The sequence below is a fragment of the Dactylosporangium thailandense genome (genome assembly GCF_059739745.1).
In genome coordinates this window covers 7349214-7365119 of record NZ_AP029195.1, presented here as the reverse complement: position 1 = coordinate 7365119, position 15906 = coordinate 7349214, and the positions used below count along the sequence as shown (strand labels likewise).

Annotated in this window: 17 protein-coding genes; 10 read left to right on the top strand and 7 right to left on the bottom strand. The window is 75.5% G+C overall.

Annotated features, from left to right (window positions below):
* Positions 1 to 185 precede the first annotated feature (185 nt).
* Positions 186 to 1184, bottom strand: coding sequence for an LLM class flavin-dependent oxidoreductase (locus tag AC6JBM_RS32655; protein ID WP_497977861.1), 999 nt, complete (start codon positions 1182 to 1184; stop codon positions 186 to 188).
* An 83-nt stretch (positions 1185 to 1267) separates the two neighbouring features.
* Here AC6JBM_RS32655 and AC6JBM_RS32650 point away from each other — a divergent pair, with 83 nt between their 5' ends.
* The 3 genes from AC6JBM_RS32650 to AC6JBM_RS32640 are packed head-to-tail and all read left to right on the top strand — an operon-like array spanning position 1268 to position 4038.
* Positions 1268 to 2110, top strand: a complete 843-nt coding sequence (locus tag AC6JBM_RS32650; RefSeq protein ID WP_497977860.1) for a GDSL-type esterase/lipase family protein — start codon at positions 1268 to 1270, stop codon at positions 2108 to 2110.
* Between the two features lie 20 nt (positions 2111 to 2130).
* Entirely contained in the window at positions 2131 to 3267 is a 1137-nt protein-coding gene (locus AC6JBM_RS32645) for an amidase family protein (protein WP_497977859.1), read from the top strand.
* Between the two features lie 30 nt (positions 3268 to 3297).
* The gene (locus tag AC6JBM_RS32640) at positions 3298 to 4038 is read left to right on the top strand and encodes a hypothetical protein (RefSeq protein ID WP_497977858.1); all 741 of its coding nucleotides are present in this window, start codon (positions 3298 to 3300) and stop codon (positions 4036 to 4038) included.
* Here AC6JBM_RS32640 and AC6JBM_RS32635 read toward each other — a convergent pair whose 3' ends face one another.
* The gene (locus AC6JBM_RS32635; protein ID WP_497977857.1) at positions 4039 to 4767 is read right to left on the bottom strand and encodes a CTP synthase C-terminal region-related (seleno)protein; all 729 of its coding nucleotides are present in this window, start codon (positions 4765 to 4767) and stop codon (positions 4039 to 4041) included.
* Positions 4768 to 4841: 74 nt separating this feature from the next.
* Between AC6JBM_RS32635 and AC6JBM_RS32630 the strand changes: the two genes are divergently transcribed.
* On the top strand, positions 4842 to 5708 hold the full coding sequence (locus AC6JBM_RS32630) for a LysR family transcriptional regulator (RefSeq protein ID WP_497977856.1): 867 nt from the start codon (positions 4842 to 4844) through the stop codon (positions 5706 to 5708).
* Between the two features lie 210 nt (positions 5709 to 5918).
* On the opposite strand, the gene AC6JBM_RS32625 is transcribed toward AC6JBM_RS32630, so the two are convergent.
* Positions 5919 to 6071 (bottom strand): hypothetical protein, encoded by a 153-nt coding sequence (locus AC6JBM_RS32625; RefSeq protein WP_497977855.1) that lies wholly within the window; start codon positions 6069 to 6071, stop codon positions 5919 to 5921.
* A 33-nt stretch (positions 6072 to 6104) separates the two neighbouring features.
* On the opposite strand from AC6JBM_RS32625, the gene AC6JBM_RS32620 reads away from it, so the two are divergent.
* The gene (locus tag AC6JBM_RS32620; protein WP_497977854.1) at positions 6105 to 6746 is read left to right on the top strand and encodes a hypothetical protein; all 642 of its coding nucleotides are present in this window, start codon (positions 6105 to 6107) and stop codon (positions 6744 to 6746) included.
* 14 nt (positions 6747 to 6760) lie between these two features.
* On the opposite strand, the gene AC6JBM_RS32615 is transcribed toward AC6JBM_RS32620, so the two are convergent.
* The 4 genes from AC6JBM_RS32615 to AC6JBM_RS32600 all read right to left on the bottom strand — a co-directional run bounded on the left by AC6JBM_RS32615 (position 6761) and on the right by AC6JBM_RS32600 (position 9898).
* On the bottom strand, positions 6761 to 7471 hold the full coding sequence (locus tag AC6JBM_RS32615; RefSeq protein ID WP_497977853.1) for a class I SAM-dependent methyltransferase: 711 nt from the start codon (positions 7469 to 7471) through the stop codon (positions 6761 to 6763).
* A gap of 16 nt (positions 7472 to 7487) precedes the next feature.
* On the bottom strand, positions 7488 to 7889 hold the full coding sequence (locus AC6JBM_RS32610) for a hypothetical protein (protein ID WP_497977852.1): 402 nt from the start codon (positions 7887 to 7889) through the stop codon (positions 7488 to 7490).
* 81 nt (positions 7890 to 7970) lie between these two features.
* Positions 7971 to 9221 (bottom strand): sensor histidine kinase, encoded by a 1251-nt coding sequence (locus tag AC6JBM_RS32605; RefSeq protein ID WP_497977851.1) that lies wholly within the window; start codon positions 9219 to 9221, stop codon positions 7971 to 7973.
* Positions 9218 to 9898, bottom strand: coding sequence for a response regulator transcription factor (locus AC6JBM_RS32600; RefSeq protein WP_350622802.1), 681 nt, complete (start codon positions 9896 to 9898; stop codon positions 9218 to 9220). The genes AC6JBM_RS32605 and AC6JBM_RS32600 overlap by 4 nt, the downstream gene beginning before the upstream one ends.
* Before the next feature lie 48 nt (positions 9899 to 9946).
* Here AC6JBM_RS32600 and AC6JBM_RS32595 point away from each other — a divergent pair, with 48 nt between their 5' ends.
* The 5 genes from AC6JBM_RS32595 to AC6JBM_RS32575 all read left to right on the top strand — a co-directional run bounded on the left by AC6JBM_RS32595 (position 9947) and on the right by AC6JBM_RS32575 (position 15896).
* Positions 9947 to 10405: a hypothetical protein gene (locus AC6JBM_RS32595; RefSeq protein WP_497977850.1), complete on the top strand. Its 459-nt coding sequence runs from the start codon at positions 9947 to 9949 to the stop codon at positions 10403 to 10405.
* 112 nt (positions 10406 to 10517) lie between these two features.
* A complete protein-coding gene (locus AC6JBM_RS32590) occupies positions 10518 to 12254 on the top strand; it encodes an RICIN domain-containing protein (RefSeq protein WP_497977849.1) in 1737 nt (578 codons plus the stop codon).
* 116 nt (positions 12255 to 12370) lie between these two features.
* Complete coding sequence (locus AC6JBM_RS32585; RefSeq protein WP_497977848.1) at positions 12371 to 13513, top strand: hypothetical protein; 1143 nt, start codon at positions 12371 to 12373, stop codon at positions 13511 to 13513.
* The gene (locus AC6JBM_RS32580) at positions 13513 to 14688 is read left to right on the top strand and encodes an AAA family ATPase (protein WP_497977847.1); all 1176 of its coding nucleotides are present in this window, start codon (positions 13513 to 13515) and stop codon (positions 14686 to 14688) included. Before AC6JBM_RS32585 ends, AC6JBM_RS32580 begins: the two co-directional genes overlap by 1 nt.
* Positions 14688 to 15896 (top strand): vWA domain-containing protein, encoded by a 1209-nt coding sequence (locus AC6JBM_RS32575; protein ID WP_497977846.1) that lies wholly within the window; start codon positions 14688 to 14690, stop codon positions 15894 to 15896. Before AC6JBM_RS32580 ends, AC6JBM_RS32575 begins: the two co-directional genes overlap by 1 nt.
* The last annotated feature ends 10 nt before the right edge of the window (positions 15897 to 15906 follow it).

Sequence of the window (15906 nt, the reverse complement as noted above, 5' to 3'; positions counted from 1 at the left end):
GTTCGCGGGTGACGCTACCGCGCGGGGGCGCCACTTGGTCACCCCGGGCGCGCGACCCCGCCGTGCGGCCAGGCTCGGGACGCACTGAGCGGACCGATCCGGGCGCGCTCGTCGGTCGCCTGGATCGCGCGAGCTGACCGCGCGGCCCGGGCCGGCACGGTCCGGGCCGGGGCGGGGCGGGGGCGCTACTTCGTGAGGGCGGGCGCGACCTCCTTGCGGATCAGCTCGAACGACCGGGCCCGGGCCTCGAGGTCGTACACCATGCAGGTCAGCATGAACTCGTCGGCCTGGGTGGCCGCGAGCAGGTCCGTGAGCTGCCGGCGGACGGTCGCGGGTGAGCCGAGTGCCTGGCCCTCGCGGCGGGAGAGGACGAACTCGCGTTCACGGTCGCTGTACGCATACGCCGCCGCCTCCTCCGGTGTTGCGAGCGGCTCGGGGCGGCCGGAGCGCAGGCGCAGGAAGGACAGCGCGCTGGGGCCGGAGAGGAACTCGGCCTCCTCGTCGGTCTCGGCGGCGATCGCGCTCACCGCGACCATCGCGTAGGGCTCCTCGAGCCACTGCGACGGGCGGAAGTTCTGGCGATACAGCCCCAGCGCCGGCAGTGTGTTCTGCGCGCTGAAGTGGTGTGCGAACGCGAACGGCAGCCCGAGCAGGCCCGCGAGCTGTGCGCTGAAGCCGCTCGAGCCGAGCAGCCACACGTCGGGCTTGGAGCCCTTGCCGGGCGAGGCGAGGATGCGGGTGCCGCCCTCGAAGTAGGCGATGAGGTCCTGCAGCTCCTCGGGGAAGTGCTCCGCCGAGAGCCCCTCCATGGTGCGGCGCAGGGCGAGCGCCGTGTGCTGATCGGTGCCCGGCGCCCGCCCGATGCCCAGGTCGATGCGGCCCGGGTGCAGCGCCTCCAGGGTGCCGAACTGCTCGGCCACGACCAGCGGCGCGTGGTTGGGCAGCATCACCCCGCCGGAGCCGACCCGGATCGTCGACGTCGCCGCGGCCAGGTGGGCCAGCAGCACGGCCGGCGAGGAGCTTGCGATCGCGGGCATGTTGTGGTGTTCGGCGACCCAGAACCGGCGGTAGCCGAGGGCCTCGACGCGCCGGGCGAGCTCGGTCGTGTGCCGCAGCGCCTCCCCGGTCGAGCCGTTGACGGCGACGGGGGCGACATCGAGCACGGAAAGCGGAAGTTCCCTCACAGATCAAGGTCAACACCGGCTCCCGCGACAGTATTCCCATTGCCGGTACACTGTCGCCCATCGTCAATATCTGGGCACGGAGCGTGGGCAAGCGCGGGCGGAGCCTGCTGCTGGCCGGGCTGGCGCTGCTCGCGATCGCATGCGACGCCGAGGCCGGGGCGGAGCCGGGGGCGTCCGCGCGCCCGACCGGCGGCCTCACCGCCATGGCCGCGCTCGGGGACTCCATCTCCAACGGGTTCGCCTCCTGCCTGGCGCCGAGCCCGTGCCCGCGCAACTCCTGGGCCACCGGCGACGGCACCAAGGTGAACAGCCACTACAAGCGCCTGCTCAAGGACGACCCGGGGCTCAAGGGCGGCAACCACAACTACGCCACGGCCAACGCGCGGGCCGACGCGCTCGCCGGGCAGGCCGCCGAGGCCGTGCGGGTTTCGCCGCGGTACGTCACCATCCTCATCGGCGCCGACGACGCCTGCCGCGGCCGGCTGGCCGACATGACGCCCGCCGACGAGTTCCGGCGCGGCGTCGACGCGGCCCTGGCGGTGCTCAAGCAGCGGGCGCCGGACGCGCGCGTGCTGGTCGCGAGCATCCCCGACATCAACCGGCTCTGGGAGATCGGGCACACCAGCAAGCTCGCGGTGCAGGCGTGGAACTTCGGGCTCTGCCCGGCGCTGCTGGCCGAGCCCACGTCCAACGCGCCGGACGTGGTCGCGCGGCGCAACGCCTTCGCCGAGCGCGTCGACGCCTACAACGAGCAGCTGGCCGCGGCCTGCCGGGCCTACGGGCCGCGCTGCCGCACCGACGGCGGGGCCGTGCACCGGGTCCGGTTCACCCTCGACATGGTCGCCGCGCAGGACTTCTTCCACCCGAACGCCGTGGGCCAGACGGCGCTGGCATCGGCCGCCTGGGCCGGTTCGCCAACGTGGTGAATGCGCGTAGTGTGCTCGGCGTGACAGCTGACCCCAGCGTGTGGCGGGTCAACGGCATGCCTCTGGCGCCGGCCACCGGGCACGGTGTGCTGGACGGCATGCGGCTCGCGGTCAAGGATCTCTTCGCCGTGACCGGGTTCGCCGTCGGGGGCGGCAACCCGGCCTGGCTGGCCGAGGCGCTGCCCGCCGCCGAGGACGCGCCGGTGGTGGCCCGGCTGCGGGCCGCGGGCGCGGTCGTGCAGGGCATCGCGCACACCGACGAGTTCGCATACTCCCTCTCCGGCGCCAACGCGCACTACGGCGCCCCGCCGAACCCGGCCGCGCCCGGCCTCGTGACCGGCGGCTCGTCGAGCGGCCCGGCCTCGGCCGTCGCGACCGGGCACGCCGACATCGGCCTGGGCACCGACACCAGCGGCTCGATCCGCGTGCCGGCGTCCTGCTGCGGGCTGTTCGGCCTGCGGCCCACGCACGGGGCGGTGCCGACGGAGGGCGTCCAGCCGCTCGCGCCGTCGTTCGACACCGTCGGCTGGATCACCCGCGACGCGGCGACGCTCGCGGCGGTGGGGGAGGTGCTGCTGCCGCCCGGGCCCGTGGCGGCGCCGCGGCGGTTGCTGGCGATCGGCGGCACGGCCGCGGACGCCGCGCGCTTCGGGCTTCCCGTGCTCGAGACGTCCCTGTCCACCTGGGACGATCCCGACCCGCTGGTGCTGGCGTTCCGCCGGGTGCAGTCGGCCGAGGCGTGGCGCGCGCACGGGGCGTGGGTCGAGGCGCACCCGCGCGTGCTGGCCCCCGACGTCGAGGGCCGCTTCCGCTTCGGCGCGGCGGTGACCGCGGCGCAGGAGGCGGACGCCCGGGCGCGGCTCGCCGCGTGGCGGGCCGAGCTGCTGGACCTCCTCGGCGACGAGGCCTGGCTGGTGCTGCCCGCGGGCGGCCCGGGCCACGCGCGCGACCTGGGCCTCGCGGGCCGCGACGCCTGGCGGCGGGACATCCTGCGCTGCTCGGTGCCGGCCAGCGCCTTCGGGCTGCCGAGCGTGTCCCTGCCCACGGGCGCCTCCCCGCCGGCCGGGATCGCGCTCGTCGCGCCGCCCGGCCACGACCGCGCCCTGCTGGCCCTGGCCGCCGCCGAGCCGGCCGGGGGACCGCGACTGGCCCCGTGAGCCAGGTCCCCGCCTGCCATACTGCCGTTCGTGACGTCGCCGCAGTTCGACCCGTACCAGCCGCAGTACCCCGCGCCGCAGCCACAGCCGCAGCAGCCGGTGCCCGGGCCGTACTCGGGGGCGCCGTTCCCGCAGCCCGCCGGTTACCCGCAGCCCGCCGGCTATCAGCCGCCGGCCGCGCCCACGCCGTTCCAGCCGAAGACGGGCGTGCTCCTGGCGATCGTCGGCGGCCTGCTCGCGCTGTGCGTGATCGGCGGCTCGACGGCCGCGTACGTCATCGAGAACGGCCTGGGCGGCATCGGCGGCGGGAACGCCGACCTGACCCACCGCCAGCCCACGGACCCGTGCGCCCTGCTGAACAAGGACGCCTTCGGCACCGACCTCGGCGGCACCCTGGAGAAGTCCGCCAAGGGCGAGGCCGGCACCTGCGACTACACCTTCCAGCACGACTCGCACAGCCCGGAGGCGACCGGGAGCAAGCTGCGGCTGTACGTCGAGGTGAGCACGTCGGCCGTGGCCAGGTACGAGTCCCAGCAGGGCGGCGCCGGCCTGTCCCGCCTGCCGGTCGAGTGCGGCAAGCAGGCGGTCGCGGGCCACAAGGTCGACGCCGCGGGCGAGAACGCCGACGCCAAGCTGTGGTGCGTGGACAGCGACGTCTTCGTCATGCTGACCTTCCACGGCTACAACCGGCAGCGCTTCAACGCCCTGGAGCTCGACGACATCATGGCCCGCATCGGCAGTACCGCCCTGGGCAACGTCCCGACGAAGTAGCTAGACGGCCGCGACGGAGCGGGCGGCGCCCACGGACACGGCGGCCTCGGCGAAGGCCAAGATCACCGCGTGCACCCGCGTGCCGTCGCCGGCCAGCTCCGGCTGGAACAGGGTGCCCACCATGAACGGGTGCCCGTCGAGCTCGGCCACCCGCACCTCGCCGTCGTCGTCGTGCCCGGTGAAGCGCAGCCCGTGCGCCTCCAGCGCGGGCAGGTAGGCCTGGTCGAGCCCGTACGAGCAGTGGTACTGCTCCACCGAGCGCTCCACCCCGAAGACGCGCTCGGCCAGGCTGCCCCGCCGCAGGGTCACCGCGCCGGAGTGCCCGACCAGCGAGCACGCGAGCGGGACGATGAGCGGCCGCTCGCCGTCCGGGTCGCTCTCGGCGTGCACGACGTCCGGCAGGCCGGCCAGGTCGCGCGCCACGGAGAGCATGAGGTGCTGGAAGCCGCCGCAGGTGCCGAGGAAGGCGGTGCCGTGCTCGCGGGCCGCGCGGACGGCGGTGAGGGCGCCGGCCTCCGAGCGGTACGGCGAGCCCGGGACCAGCCAGATCCCGTCGAACGCGGCGAGGCTCGCCCCGTCGGCCTCCTCGGAGGGGATCCAGTACGCGTCCAGCGCGAGCCCGTGCTGCTCGCGGAGGACCTCGATGAGGGCCGGGATGCGGGTGTGGGAGCGCACGTGCGGCGAGCGGTCGCCGACGAGTGCGATGCGGGCGGTGCGAGTCGTCGTCATGTCCTCAGCCTGCGTCCGGCCGCGAGATTAGTCCAACGACTGTTTACGGTACCGAGATAAGCAATCATGATGTCGTGGACCCTCATCTGCTGCGCACCTTCGCCGCCGTCGCGCGGCTGGGCTCGTTCTCCGCGGCCGCGGACGAGCTCGGCTACACCCAGTCCGCGGTCTCCCAGCAGATCGCCGCGCTCGAGCAGGACGTCGGCGCCCCGCTGCTGCGCCGCCGGCCGGTCGCGCTCACCGACGCCGGCGCGCGGCTGCTTGAGCACACCGGGCCGATCCTGCTGCGGCTGGCCGCGGCGCGGGCCGACGTCGCGCGGCTGTCCGGCCCGCCGCCCGCCGCGGTCGTCCTGGGCGCGACCCCGCTGTCCGGCGTCGACGCCGCCGCCCTGGTGCGGGTGCAGCGGGCCATGCCGCGGGTCACCTTCACGCTGCACGTCGCGGGCGTGGCCACGGTCGCGACCGGGGTCGCCGTGGGGGACCTGGACCTCGGGCTCGTCGACGGCGTCACCGCGCCCAGCGACCCGCTGCCGCTGCCCGACACCGGCCGGCTGAGGACCGCGCCCGTCGCCGAGCGCCCGGCCGTCGTCGCGCTGCCGGCCGGGCACCCGCTCGCGGGCCGGCGCGGGCTGCGCCTGGCGGACCTCGCCGACGCGGTGTGGCTCGACGCGCCCGAGATCGCCACGCCGCTGGAGCGGTTGCGGGCCCTGGCCCGGGCGGAGGGCTTCCGGGGCGGGCTGGCCTATCCCGGTACCGATGCCGCCGTCTTCTCGTCCTTGATCGCCGCGGGCGCGGGACTGGCGCTGCTCCCGGAGCCGGCGCTGACCCCGGGGGTGCGCGGCGTCCCGGTCGCCGAGCCCCGCCTGGTGCACCGCACCGACCTCGTCCACGGCTCCCTGACCGAACCCGCCACGGCCGTGCGCGACGCACTCATGCCCTGAGCCGGTGCCGCCGGGCTCGTGCGTCACCCGGAATGGGGCGCACGTCCGGTTCACCCGCTGGGGCACCGACTACTGGGCCGCGGAGCCGGTGTGGACGAGCGGGCCCACGCACACGGTCACGTTCCCCGGCCCGGGCCGCTACGAGGTCCAGGTCGGCGCCGGGAACTCGACCGGGCGGTGGTGGCCGGCGATCGCGGTGTACGGGCAGGGCTACCTGACCATCGGCGGCACGACCACGACCACGCCGCCGACCGTCGACGCCGGCCCGGACCGCACCGTGTCGGGCAGCCGCTCGGCCACCCTGGCCGGAACCGTCACCGCGGCCACGGCGACCGCCTGGACGACGGTGTCGGGGCCGGGCACCGCCACCTCCCGGTCGGCCGCGACGGGCGCCCCGTGTGGACCACCGACGTGCCGGCGTACTGCAAGCCGCAGGGCTGGCGCCGGGTCCGGGTCGAGTCCAGCTTCCGCGGCGACGGGCACACCCAGTTCCAGGGCGCCACGCCCGACGACGCCCGCATCCTGTCGTGGGTGGAGTTCGACTGGGACGGCCGCGCCACGTCCAGCCCGCGGACGGGCAGCAGGCCGAGCCGCAGCATCCGCGACTGGCGGCTGACCAACCTCGACACCGGCCAGGTCTTCCCGTGCGAGGAACCGGGCCGCGAGGTCGCCGCGCAGCCGACGACCGCGTCCGTGAGCGGCAACGGGTTCACCATCCGGCACCAGCACGCGACCAACCTGGTCGTGCCGGCACCGCCGCTGACCGCGATCCTCGGCGGGACGCTGTCCGGCAACACCATGACGCTGAACCTGACCGACGCCACGATGTTTCCCAGCCACGGCTACCGGATCGTCCGCAACGGGCAGACCCAGGCCGTGCGCACCGCCTTCAACGTCTCGTGCGTCAACCCGCGCGGCCCCGTCGGCTTCGTGAACCTGCTGGTCCTGCTGCCGGCCGTGCACGCGCCGGCGCGGTACACCGTCGACCTCACCCGGCCCTCGGCGGAGCAGGTCGCCGGCTGCCGGGGACTGCTGTAACGGGTGCCGCCGGGCTACGCGGGCCGGCCGTTCGTGCGGCGGTAGTACGAGTGCACGGCGTCCTGGCCGGTGTAGTTCGGGCCCGCCCGGTCGTCCGCGCCCAGGTAGGCGTAGGGCAGCTCGACGTCGCCGCGGTCGTCCCGGCCGATCCGGCGCCGCCGGCCGTCGTAGCTGAAGCCGGCCTCGCGCAGGTCCGCGGCCAGGCGGCGACCGGCGGGGGCGCCGTCCTGCAGCCGTACGGCCGCCAGATCCAGGTCGGCGACCAGCCTGCCGCCGTCCGTGAGCCAGCCCGCCGCCCGGGTCAGCAGGCCCAGCTTGTCGCCCACGTAGTGCAGGCCGTGGATGCTGGTGATGAGGTCGTACCGGCGGCGCGGCGCCCAGGCGAGCACGGGCGCCGCGGTCAGCCGTAGCCAGGGCACCTCGGGCGCGGGATCGAAGGCGTCGACGAGATCGACGCCCTCGACCAGCACCCGGGCCGCCACGCCCTGCTCGTCGAGGCGGGCCGCGGCCTCGACCAGCGCGCGGCCGGAGCCGCAGCACAGGTCGAGCCACGCGACCGTGTCCGGCGCGCCGGTGACGCGGGCCAGCGCCGTGATCACCTCGACCGGGTTGAAGCCGAGCTCGCGCTCGTAGCTGTTGACACCGTCGAGGCCGCGTTCGCGGTTCATCGCGGAGTTCGCCACCACTGCCGATCCGGCGAGGGCGTCGTCGTCGAGCAGGGGCACGGCGACATGATCCCAGTTATCGGCGGTGGCGGGAACCCCCATGATCGTCACCGGGGCGGTCGTCGCCGCCGCGGCCGTGCCCGCCGTGGTCGTCGCCGGGCTCGGCGGTGCGCCGGCCGCCGTGGTCGTCGCCCGGCTCCGCGGTGCGCGTCGTGCGGAGTCCGCCGTGGTCATCGACGCTGGGGGCGGTCGACGGGGTGGCCGTCGGGCTCGCCGACGGGTCCGCCGAGGCGGTGCCGTGCGAGGTCGGGTTGTCGTCCGCGCCCCGGGACGGGTTGTCCTCGGCGCCGGCGCCGGTGCTGACCACTACGTGGGACGGGCGGTCGTCGTGGCGGCCGGAGCCCGAGGACGCCAGCGCCGTGCCGCCGACCGCCAGGACCGCCGCGGTCGTCGCGCCGAAGATGATGAGTCTGCGCATGGGAGGTACACCTTCCTGATCGCTTGTTGCCTGTGCGACCAAATCTCCCGGCACCTTCGTCAACGGGGTCCTGGCTTGACCCTAAAGATCGGTTAAGAGCTCGAGGGCCACGCGGGACCCGGCGATGGCGAGCCGGCCCCCGGTCGCCTCCGCGGTGCGCCGCGCGATGTCCAGGCCCAGCCCGGTCGAGCCGCCGCCGCTGACGCCCCGCTCGCCCGCCGCCGGGTCGAAGCCCGGCCCGTCGTCCTCGACGGCCAGCTCGATCCGGCCGGGGCCGGCGCGCAGCGAGACCGCGAAGCCCACGCCCTCGTCGGTGTGCGCGAAGACGTTGCCCAGCAGGGCGTCCAGGGCCGCGGCCAGGTCGGCGGCGGCCACCGCGACGGGCAGCGGGCCGGGGTCGAGCGCGGTGCGCACCGCGCGGCCCTGGTCCTCGGCGAGCACCGACCAGAACGCGACCCGCTCGGCGACGACCGCGGCCGCGTCGCACTCGGGCGCGGACCGCTCCCGCCGGGCGTCCTCGATGACCGCGGTGAGCGCCCGGTCCAGCGCGCCGACGTGCTCGAGCATCCGCGCGGCCTCGGCCGGGTCGGCGAGCCCCTCGGCGTCGAGGCGCAGGGCGGTCATCGGGGTGCGCATCCGGTGCGACAGGTCGGCCGCGGCCTCGCGCTCCTGGCGCAGCAGGTCGCGGATGCGCCCGGCGAGGCGGTTGAGGGCCGCGGCGACCGCGCGCACCTCGCCCGGCCCGTCGCCGGCCGGGGCGCGGCGGTCGAGGTCGCCGGCGGAGAGCCCCTCGGACACGGCGGCGAGGGTGCGGATCGGGCGCACGACGGCGACCGCGAGCCGGTCGGCCACGGCCAGGCCGAGCAGCAGCAGGCCGAGCCCGACGGCGGCGAGGATCAGCCAGGAGCGGGTGACGCCGCGGCGCAGGTCCTGTTCGGGCACGAACGAGCGCACGACCGCGGTGCCGCCCGGCAGGCCCTGGACGGCGACGAGGACCTCGCGGCCGTCGGCGTGGGCGACGCTGAGGCTGCCCCGCTGGGCGGCCAGGCGCACCGCGGGCGTCGCCGCGACCTGGGCGCCGATGACGCTGCCGTCGCCGAGGAACACCGTCACCGGGTGCGCACCGTCCACATTGGCCTGCTCGACGGTGAGCCGCAGCGCGTTCGCGTCCGCGGTGGCCACGAGCGCGGCCAGGGACCGCGCCTGCGTGGTGGCAGCGGCCACTGCGCGGTCCTCGGCGGCCGAGCGCAGCAGCAGCGCGAGCGGCACGAGGAAGGCCACGAGCATCAGGGCCATCGCGGCCGCGACGAGCAGGGCCAGCCGGCGTCTCATGTCAGGCCGAACCGCACGCCGACGCGCCGCACGGTGTGGATGCGCCGCGGCTCCTGGGCCGTCTCGCCGAGCTTGCGCCGCAGCCACGACAGGTGCACGTCGACGGTCTTGTCGGCCGCCGTGTAGGCCACCTGCCACACCTCGGTCAGCAGCTCCCGCTTCGTGACCACCTCGCCGGCCCGGGCGACCAGGTAGTGCAGCAGGTCGTACTCCCGCGGCGTGAGCTCCAGCGCGGCCCCGTCGAGGGTCGCCGTGCGGGCCCGCGGGTCGATCCGCACCCCGTCGGCCTCCACGACGAGCGAGACCGGCTCCGGCCGGGCCGTCCGGCGCAGCACGGCCCGGATCCGGGCGTCGATCTGCTCGGCCCCGTAGGGCTTCACCACGTAGTCGTCGGCCCCGGCGTCCAGGGCCCGCACCATCTCGCCCTCGGTGCGCCGGGCGGTGACCACGATCACCGGCACCTGGCTGACCGCCCGGAGCATGCGCAGCGCCTCGCGCCCGTCGAGGTCGGGCAGCCCGAGGTCGAGCAGGACCACGTCGGGCGCCTCGGCGACGGCGAGCTTGAGCCCGTCGAGGGCGGTCGCCGCCGCCACGACCACGTGCCCCCGCCCCGCGAGCGCCTTCAGGACCCCGGTGCGAATCGTCGCGTCGTCCTCCACGATCAGCACCTTCGCCATAGGGCGAGCTTAACCGCGCGTTATCGTCGTGCGGCGGACACTGGAGGCATGCGAATGCGCTGGCCCTTGGCGATCGCGGCGTGGCTGGCGGCCGCGGCGCTGGCGACGGCCGCCTCGATCGGGGCGGTGGGCTCGCTGAGCCGCGGCCTCTTCGGCCCCTCGGACGAGGCCATGAGCGAGGCCGACGTCGAGGCCTACCTGACCCCGACGCCCGCGGGCAGCCCGACGCCCGCGGGCAGCCCCACCTCCGCCCCGTCGGCGACGCCCACCGGGACGAGCCGCGCGCTGAGCACCGCCGGGGGCAGCCTCGTGGCCTCGTGCCCGGGCGGGCAGGCCTATCTCGACTCCTGGATCCCGAGGGCGGGGTTCGAGGCCGACCACGTGCAGCGGGGCCCGGCGGCCGCGGCGTCGCTGCGGTTCAAGGCGCGCTCGGGCGGTGGCTCGGTGCGGGCCCAGGTGACGTGCGCCGGGGGCGAGCCGGGGCTGACGATCCTCGGCGACGACTGAGTACCTTTCACGCCCCTCGCACGGCCGCGGCCGCCCGCGGCGCGAAAACCGTTATCGATCCGTCCGGCCGGCATCTCTCGTAGCGACTCCCCACGAGAGAAAGGACCGTTCGATGCGAAAGAGCGTCGTGCTCGTGGTCGCCGCCGCCGCGGGACTGCTCGCCACCGCGGTCGCGGTCTGGCCCGCCGAGGCCGCGACCACCCCGGTCGCCGGCGGCACGTACACCCTCGCCTCCGGCGCGTCCGGCAAGTGCCTCACCGTCAGCGGCACCGGGACGGCCAACGGCGACCCGCTGGTCCAGGTCGCGTGCGCCAACCAGCAGTTCAAGGTCGTCGCCCAGAACGGCGCCTACGGCCTGACCAGCGTCGCGAGCGGCAAGTGCGTCGACGTGCCGAACTCGTCCACCACCGCCGGCACCCAGCTGTGGCAGTGGACGTGCGGGGCCAGCGCGAACCAGACCTGGCAGCTGACCGCCTCGACCGCGGCGGCCGGGAAGTACCTCGTCAAGAGCGCGCAGAGCGGCCTGTGCATCAGCGACAAGGACGGCTCGACCGCCGGCAACAACCCGATCGTGCAGGAGAGCTGCTCCGACATCGCGCGGATGCAGTGGGCCTTCAACCTCGTGAGCGCACCGCCGCCGAGCGGGCCGGTCGTGGCGTTCCCGGGGGCGGTCGGCTTCGGGGCGGCGGCCACCGGCGGCCGGGGCGGCAGCGTCTACCACGTGACGAACCTCAACGACAGCGGCTCGGGCTCGTTCCGCGACGCGGTGAGCGCGTCGAACCGCATCGTGGTGTTCGACGTCGGCGGGTACATCACCCTGTCCTCCGCCGTCTCCGTCAAGAGCAACCTGACGATCGCCGGGCAGACCGCCCCCGGCGGCGGCATCGGCATCATGGGGCGGGAGGTCTCGTTCGCGAACTCGGCCAACGTGATCGTGCGCAACGTCCGCTTCCGCCAGGGCGACCTCGACCCGGACGAGAAGAAGAGCGGGCTGAACTTCTACAACGGCAGCACGCTCATCTTCGACCACGTGTCGATCGAGTTCGCGCAGTGGAACAACATCGACTCGGTCGGCGCCACGAACATCACCGTGCAGTGGTCGATCGACGCCGACCCGATCGGCCAGCAGTTCGCCGCGCACACCGAGACCGGGCCCTACACCTGGTACAACAACCTCTTCGCCAACGCGCACAACCGCTGCCCGCTGGCCAAGGCGAACACGCAGTACATCAACAACGTCGTCTACGACTACCAGGCCGGCTACACCGCCGGGAACTCCAGCGGCCACTTCACCCACGACGTCATCGGCAACTACTTCGTCACCGGGCCGCGCACGACGAACGCGAGCAACGCGTACTACCAGATGGGCAACCAGGCGGTCTACAACTCGGGCAACGTCATCGACTCGAACAAGGACGGCGCCCTCAACGGCTCCGCCCTCGGCCTCGGCGGCGGCGCGACCGCGCTGTCGAGCCCGTGGTCGGCGACGACCAGCGGCATCCCGGCCACGAGCGCGGCGACGGCCTACGCCAACGTCGTGGCCAAGGCCGGCGCGCTGCCCCGCGACCAGGTCGACACCCTCGTGGTGCGGGACGTGCAGTCGCTGGGCAAGTCCGGCGACCTGTGGGCGCACCAGACGAGCACGGGGCTGGCGAACAACGGCTACGGCACCATCGCCGGCGGCACCGCGCCCGCCGACACCGATCGAGACGGCATGCCCGACGCGTGGGAGAGCGCCCACGGCCTCAACCCGGCCAGCGCGAGCGACGCCACCGGCGACTTCGACCACACCGGCTACACGAACGTGGAGAAGTACGTCAACGGCCTCCTCGACGGGACTTACCACTAGGAATTGAGGTGTCCCGCGCCGGGCGCACCTGGCCCGGCGCGGGACTTGCCGCTACGCTGGTGCGCGATGGCTACCAACGTGAGATTGGGGGTCCCGTCCGCAAAAGGTGAGTGCTGATGCACCCATCCCTTGCGAACGGAGAGACCCGGCTCGACCTGTGGCTGCGGGTGCGTGAGTTCGCCGTCCCGCCGCCGATGATCGAAACGTCCACCGCCCGGCGCCTCGCCGGAGACTGGGCCGGAGCCTGCGCGGCCGCCCGCGTCGACGTGGACCTCAACCTGCGGTCACTCGCCCGCCTGCGCGGCCCCGACATAGCCGCGCGCGTCCGCGCCGACCTGCGCCACCTCGCCCCCGACCTGCTGCGCTGGCACCTGCCGCGGATCGGCCCCGGCGGCCTGCTGCGGCCCGGGCTCACGATCGCGCTGGCCCGCTACGACGCGGAGCTGCACCTGGTCGTCCGCACCCCGCCGGCGTGGGCCGCGGGCGGGCAGCGCTTCAGCCTGGCCCTGTGGGACGGCACCGGCGGCGGCCCGCACCCGGACCGGTACTTCCGCCTCGACCTGCACCGCCACCTCTGGGACGCCCGGCGGTCCGGTGAGCTGCGCGCCCGGGCCCGGCCCGACTGGGCGGCCGAGGCGGCGCTGCTGCGGACCGGCGGCCCGGTGCTCGTGAGGGCCGCGGGGCGACGGCTGCTCCTCGACCCCCGAACCGGCACGACCCGGCCGGCCCGCACCCGCGACGGCCGCGTGCCCGTGCTCCCGCACGCCTCCACCTATCCGGCGCCCGACCTGGAGCTGCTGGAGGCGGACGCGATCGACCCGGGCGCCCTGCACCCGCTGGTCGCCGAGGCGCTGGCTCCGGGTTCGGTACTGCTTCCCGGGCCGGAACCGGGCGCCGCCACGAGGCTCGTCGAGTGCCGGGGCGCGGAGCATCGCATCGCGCTCGTCGACGGCGTGCTGACCGCGCTCGACCACGACCCGGCCCAGCTGCGCCGCGAGGAGCTGCTGGTCGCGCTGGGCGGGCCGCCGCTGCCCTGCCTGCGCGCCATCGACCTCGTGCACCGCACGCCCGAGCGCCTGGACGACATCCGGGCGCGGCTCGACCACGGCGACGCGGCCGGTGCGCTGGCCGCCGTCGAGAGCCTGCTCGGCCCGAACGCGCTGCTACGCGCCGGGGCCCTGCGCGAGGCCCTGGAGGCCGCCGCGCGGCAACGCATCCTGCATGGACTTTTCCGTAACGGCCTGACTCCCACAAGGTGATGCCAATGCCTACTTTGGACACTGCCGCCGATCTGCTGAAGCTGTTGTACGACACCGAGACCGAGCACCGCGGCGACACCCAGCTCGAGGCGCTCACCCTGGCCGTGGCCGCGGACCTGCCCGTGCTGCTGTGGGGCGAGCCCGGCATCGGCAAGACCGCCGCCCTCAACCAGCTCGCGGAGGCGCTCGACCTGCCGCTCACCACCGTCATCGCGAGCGTGCACGAGCCCTCGGACTTCGCCGGGCTGCCGGTGCTCGGCGACGACCCGGCCGTGCAAGGGGTGCCGATGGCCCCTCCCGACTGGGCCGTGCGGCTGGTGCGGGCCGGGCGCGGGCTGCTGTTCCTCGACGAGCTGTCGACCGCTCCGCCCGCCGTCCAGGCCGCGCTGCTGCGGGTGGTGCTGGAGCGGCGCGTCGGGGCGCTCACGCTGCCGGAGGGGGTGCGGATCGTGGCCGCGGCCAACCCGCGCGGGTCCGCGGCCGACGGATGGGAGCTCAGCGCGCCGCTCGCCAACCGGTTCGTGCACCTGCAGTGGGCGTTCCAGCACGACGTCGTCGTGCGCGGGCTCGGCGGGGTCTGGCCCCGGGCGCAGCTGCCCGAGCTCGACCCGGGGCGGCTGGGCGAGGCGGTCGCCTTCGCGCGAAGGGCCGTGTGCGGGCTGCTGGCGGCCCGGCCCAAGCTCGTACACCAGCTGCCGTCGAGCGAGACGCGCCGCGGCGGGGCGTGGCCGTCGCCGCGCAGCTGGGACATGACGCTGCGCCTGATCGCGTTCGGCACGGCCGCCGGAGCGTCCCGGGAGGCGCTGTCGATGCTGGTCCGCGGGGCGGTCGGCGACGGGCCGGGCCTGGAGCTGCTGGCGAGCCTGGACCGGATGGACCTGCCGGACCCCGAGGAGCTTCTGGCCGAACCCGATTCCGCGGTACTGCCCGACCGCGGCGACCTGCGCCAGGCGGTCCTCGACGCCGTCGTCGACGCGGTCCGGCGCCGCCCGTCGCGGGAGCGCTGGGACGCGGCCTGGGCCGTGCTCGCCGGGGCCCTGTCGACCGGCGCGCCCGACCTCGTCGTCGTGCCCGCGCAGACCCTGGCCGCGCTGCGCGAGGACGACTGGGAGCTGCCCGCCTCCATCGAGCGCCTGGCCGGCGTCGTGTCCATCTCCCTGGCGGCGGCCCGCTGATGGACTCGGCGAAGCTCTACGCGGCGCGGCTGTTCGCCACCCGCGCCCGGCCGTACCTCGCGAGCGCGCTGTTCGCCCTGCACCCGGTCGAGTCGCGGCTCGTGCCGACCATGGGCGTCGACCGGTACTGGCGCTGCTACGTGAACCCGGCCTTCGTCGACGCCACCCCGCTGGAGGAGCTCGCCGCGGTGTGGGTGCACGAGGTCTCGCACCTGCTGCGCGACCACCACGGCCGCGGCGACCGGATCGCCGCGGCCGAGGGCCTCGACGGGCCGGGCGAGCGGCTGCGGATGAACATCGCGGCCGACTGCGAGATCAACGACGACGCGTTCGGCGACGGGCTGCCGGCGCCCGAGGGCGCGGTGTACCCGCACCGGCTCGCGCTGACGCCGGGGCAGCTCATGGAGGAGTACCTGCCGCAGTTCCGGCTCGGGCCGCACACCCAGGACCACGCGTGGCTGGACTGCGGCAGCGGCGCGGACGGGCTCGCGCGCCCCTGGGACCTCGGCCCCGCCGGGGCGCACGGGCTGAGCCCGCAGGAGCGCGACGCGGTCCGGTTCCGGGTGGCGCAGGCCATCCGGGGCGCGCCCGGCAGCGCCCCGGCGGGCTGGCAGCGCTGGGCCGACGAGGCGTTCCACCCGCCGCAGCCGTGGCGGCGGCTGCTGGGCGCGGCCGTGCGCACGGCGGCGGCGAGCGCGGGGGCGGGGGACGACTACACGTACGGCCGCCCGGCCCGCCGCTCGGCCGCGCTCCCCGGCGTCGTGCTGCCGAGCCTGCGCCGCCGCCCGCCCCGCGTCTGCGTCGTCATCGACACCTCCGGCTCGGTCAGCGACGCCGAGCTGGGCAGCGCGATCCTGGAGGTCGCGGCCATCGGCCGCGCCGTCGGCGGCCGCCGCGACCTCGTCACCGTGCTGCCCTGCGACGCGGCCGCGCCGCTGGCGTTCACGCTGTGCCGGGCCGAGGGCATCGCGCTGGTCGGCGGGGGCGGGACCGACCTGCGGGCCGGCTTCGAGCGCGCGCTGCGGCAGAGCCCGCGGCCGGACGTGGTCGTGGTGCTGACGGACGGGCAGACGCCGTGGCCGGAGCGGGCGCCGCGGTGCCGCACGGTGATCGGCCTCTTCGCGCGCCCCTCCCGGTGGGACGAGGACGACCCCGACTACGTGCCCGATTCCCCGCCCGAGTGGGCGAAGGTGGTCACGATCGGCTGAAGGCGCGGCC

Bases quoted from the DNA above. Each gene is read 5' to 3' on its own strand.
- AC6JBM_RS32605 (WP_497977851.1), bottom strand. From the start codon at position 9,221: ATGAGACGCCGGCTGGCCCTGCTCGTCGCGGCCGCGATGGCCCTGATG.
- AC6JBM_RS32595 (WP_497977850.1), top strand. From the start codon at position 9,947: ATGCGAATGCGCTGGCCCTTGGCGATCGCGGCGTGGCTGGCGGCCGCG.
- AC6JBM_RS32580 (WP_497977847.1), top strand. From the start codon at position 13,513: ATGCCAATGCCTACTTTGGACACTGCCGCCGATCTGCTGAAGCTGTTG.
- AC6JBM_RS32590 (WP_497977849.1), top strand. From the start codon at position 10,518: ATGCGAAAGAGCGTCGTGCTCGTGGTCGCCGCCGCCGCGGGACTGCTC.
- AC6JBM_RS32610 (WP_497977852.1), bottom strand. From the start codon at position 7,889: ATGCGCAGACTCATCATCTTCGGCGCGACGACCGCGGCGGTCCTGGCG.
- AC6JBM_RS32575 (WP_497977846.1), top strand. From the start codon at position 14,688: ATGGACTCGGCGAAGCTCTACGCGGCGCGGCTGTTCGCCACCCGCGCC.
- AC6JBM_RS32600 (WP_350622802.1), bottom strand. From the start codon at position 9,898: ATGGCGAAGGTGCTGATCGTGGAGGACGACGCGACGATTCGCACCGGG.
- AC6JBM_RS32635 (WP_497977857.1), bottom strand. From the start codon at position 4,767: ATGACGACGACTCGCACCGCCCGCATCGCACTCGTCGGCGACCGCTCG.
- AC6JBM_RS32585 (WP_497977848.1), top strand. From the start codon at position 12,371: ATGCACCCATCCCTTGCGAACGGAGAGACCCGGCTCGACCTGTGGCTG.